This is a genomic window from Candidatus Aquicultor sp. (assembly GCA_036504445.1).
GTDB lineage: Bacteria > Actinomycetota > Aquicultoria > Aquicultorales > Aquicultoraceae > DASXVE01.
Map to the genome: position 1 here is coordinate 1 of DASXVE010000021.1, position 3087 is coordinate 3087.

The window sequence follows — 3087 nt, forward strand, 5'->3', positions numbered from 1 at the left end:
AATTACGAAAGTAGTTACTAATCGTAGTACAATGTACTGCAAAACATAATCGAGAGATTATGCGTTGACTATATGTCAGCAATCCTGAATCAAAAGAATCTGGCTTGTGAATCATTTACACTGATTAGTTTTGAAAGACCAAGTTTTCGTAAGAAAACACAATCTTTCATGTACCTTGAAAACTGCATATTCCGTAAAATATAGCAAACGCGAGCTGCTGTGCTAACGCACAGCTGAAGTATCTAACGATACTTCTAATAATCGGTTTACCGATTAAGTAAGCAATTGCAGGTAACGTGCAATCACGATGTGATTGCTGGAGTTTTCTTTCAGAAAACATCCACGCAAACATATTTGAAAGCATACAATTCAATCATCAAGGATAAACCTGATCAACTTGTAAGGTAAAAAGAGGACAACGTGAAAACGGAGTCCGAGATATTTGCTTTGCAGATATTAGATCAAGCTAATAAGAGCATATGGTGGATGCCTTGGCACTAGGAGCCGAAGAAGGACGTGACAAGCTGCGATAAGCTGTGGTGAGCCGCAAATAGGCATTGACCCACAGATTTCCGAATGGGGAAACCCACTAGAAGTAATGTTCTAGTATCGTATACTGAATAAATAGGTATACGAGGGGATACCGGGGGAACTGAAACATCTAAGTACCCCGAGGAGTAGAAAGAAACATCGATTCCCTAAGTAGCGGCGAGCGAAAGGGGAAGAGCCCAAACCAACGAGGGAAACTTTGTTGGGGTTGCGGACCGGCAATTAGAATCCGACGTCTAGCTGAACAGACCTGGAAAGGTCGACCGTAGGAGGTAAAAGTCCTGTAAGCGAAAGACAGAAGAAACGAGCCGAGATCCAGAGTACCACGAGACACGTGAAACCTTGTGGGAAACAGGGAGGCCCACCTCCCAAGGCTAAATACTACCTAGTGACCGATAGCGCATAGTACCGTGAGGGAAAGGTGAAAAGAACCCCGGGAGGGGAGTGAAATAGAACCTGAAACCGTATGCTTACAATCGGTGGGAGCCCTATGTTAGAAATAACAGGGTGACCGCGTACTTTTTGTAGAACGGACCAGCGAGTTACGTTAGTCAGCGAGGTTAAGGTCCTCTGGACCGGAGCCGAAGCGAAAGCGAGTCTGAATAGGGCGGCGCTTCGTAAGAAGCGACAGTTGGCTGATGTAGACCCGAAACCGGGTGACCTATCCATGGACAGGGTGAAGTTGAAGTAAAATTCAATGGAGGCCCGAACTCACCGTTGTTGAAAAAACGGGGGATGAGCTGTGGATAGCGGAGAAATTCCAATCGAACTCGGAGATAGCTGGTTCTCCCCGAAATAGCTTTAGGGCTAGCCTCGATATAGATTACCGGAGGTAGAGCACTGAATGGGATAGGGGCCTTATCGGTTACCGAACCCTATCAAACTCCGAATGCCGGATAATTGATTATCGGGAGTCAGACTACGAGTGATAAGATCCGTGGTCAAAAGGGAAAGAGCCCAGACCATCAGCTAAGGTCCCCAAGTATAGGCTAAGTGGAAAAGGATGTGTGATTACAGAGACAACCAGGATGTTGGCTTAGAAGCAGCCACTCATTCAAAGAGTGCGTAATAGCTCACTGGTCAAGTGATCATGCGCCGAAAATGTCCGGGGCTAAAGCCTAGCACCGAAGCTGTGGCATCAGAAATGATGGGTAGGGGAGCGTCGTATGTGGATTGAAGCTATACCGAAAGGAGTGGTGGACTGCATACGAGAGAGAATGCTGGTATAAGTAGCGAGAGAATGGTGAGAATCCATTCCATCGAAAATCTAAGGTTTCCTGAGGAAGGTTCGTCCGCTCAGGGTAAGTCGGGACCTAAGGGGAGGCGTATAGCGTACCCGATGGACAATCGGTGGATATTCCGATACCACCTAATATCGTTTGAAGGAAGCAGTGACGCAGGAGGATAAGACGTGCACGGTGTTGGTTATCCGTGTCTAAGCATCAAGGCTTGTATGTAGGAAAGACCGCATACTATAAGGCTGAGGTGTGATGGGGATCGAAATTAGAGTAGAGAAGTGTCTGATTTCACACTGTCAAGAAAAGCTGCTAACGAGATGTTGGGTGCCCGTACCGTAAACCGACACAGGTAGATGAGGAGAGAATCCTAAGATGAGCGAGAGAAGCGTTGTTAAGGAACTCGGCAAAATAACCCCGTAACTTCGGGAGAAGGGGTGCCACCGCAAGGTGGTCGCAGTGAAAAGGCCCAAGCGACTGTTTAGCAAAAACACAGGTCTCTGCTAAATCGAAAGATGACGTATAGGGGCTGACGCCTGCCCGGTGCTGGAAGGTTAAGGGGAATGCTTAGCGCAAGCGAAGGTGTGAACTTAAGCCCCAGTAAACGGCGGCCGTAACTATAACGGTCCTAAGGTAGCGAAATTCCTTGTCAGGTAAGTTCTGACCCGCACGAATGGCGTAACGACTTGGGCACTGTCTCGACAACGCGCTCGGCGAAATTGTAGCACTAGTGAAGATGCTAGTTACCCGCGATTGGACGGAAAGACCCCGTAGAGCTTCACTGTAGCTTGACATTGGGTTTTAGTATTTCATGTACAGGATAGGTGGGAGACTGAGAGATAGTGACGCCAGTCATTATGGAGTCGACGTTGGGATACCACTCTTGAAATACCGAAATTCTAACCTGAGGCCATAAACTGGTCTAGGGACATAGTCAGGTGGGCAGTTTGACTGGGGCGGTCGCCTCCTAAAGAGTAACGGAGGCGTTCAAAGGTTCCCTCAGAATGGTTGGAAATCATTCGTAGAGTGCAAAGGCAGAAGGGAGCCTGACTGCGAGACATACAAGTCGAGCAGGTACGAAAGTAGGACTTAGTGATCCGGTGGTACCGGGTGGAAGGGCCATCGCTCAACGGATAAAAGCTACCTCGGGGATAACAGGCTTATCTCCCCCAAGAGTCCACATCGACGGGGAGGTTTGGCACCTCGATGTCGGCTCGTCGCATCCTGGGGCTGAAGTAGGTCCCAAGGGTTGGGCTGTTCGCCCATTAAAGCGGCACGCGAGCTGGGTTCAGAACGTCGTGAG

Annotated in this window: 1 rRNA gene; it reads left to right on the top strand. The window is 48.5% G+C overall.

Annotated features, from left to right (window positions below):
- Nucleotides 1-459 precede the first annotated feature (459 nt).
- Nucleotides 460-3087, top strand: a 23S ribosomal RNA gene (locus tag VGK02_05685); the annotation flags it as partial.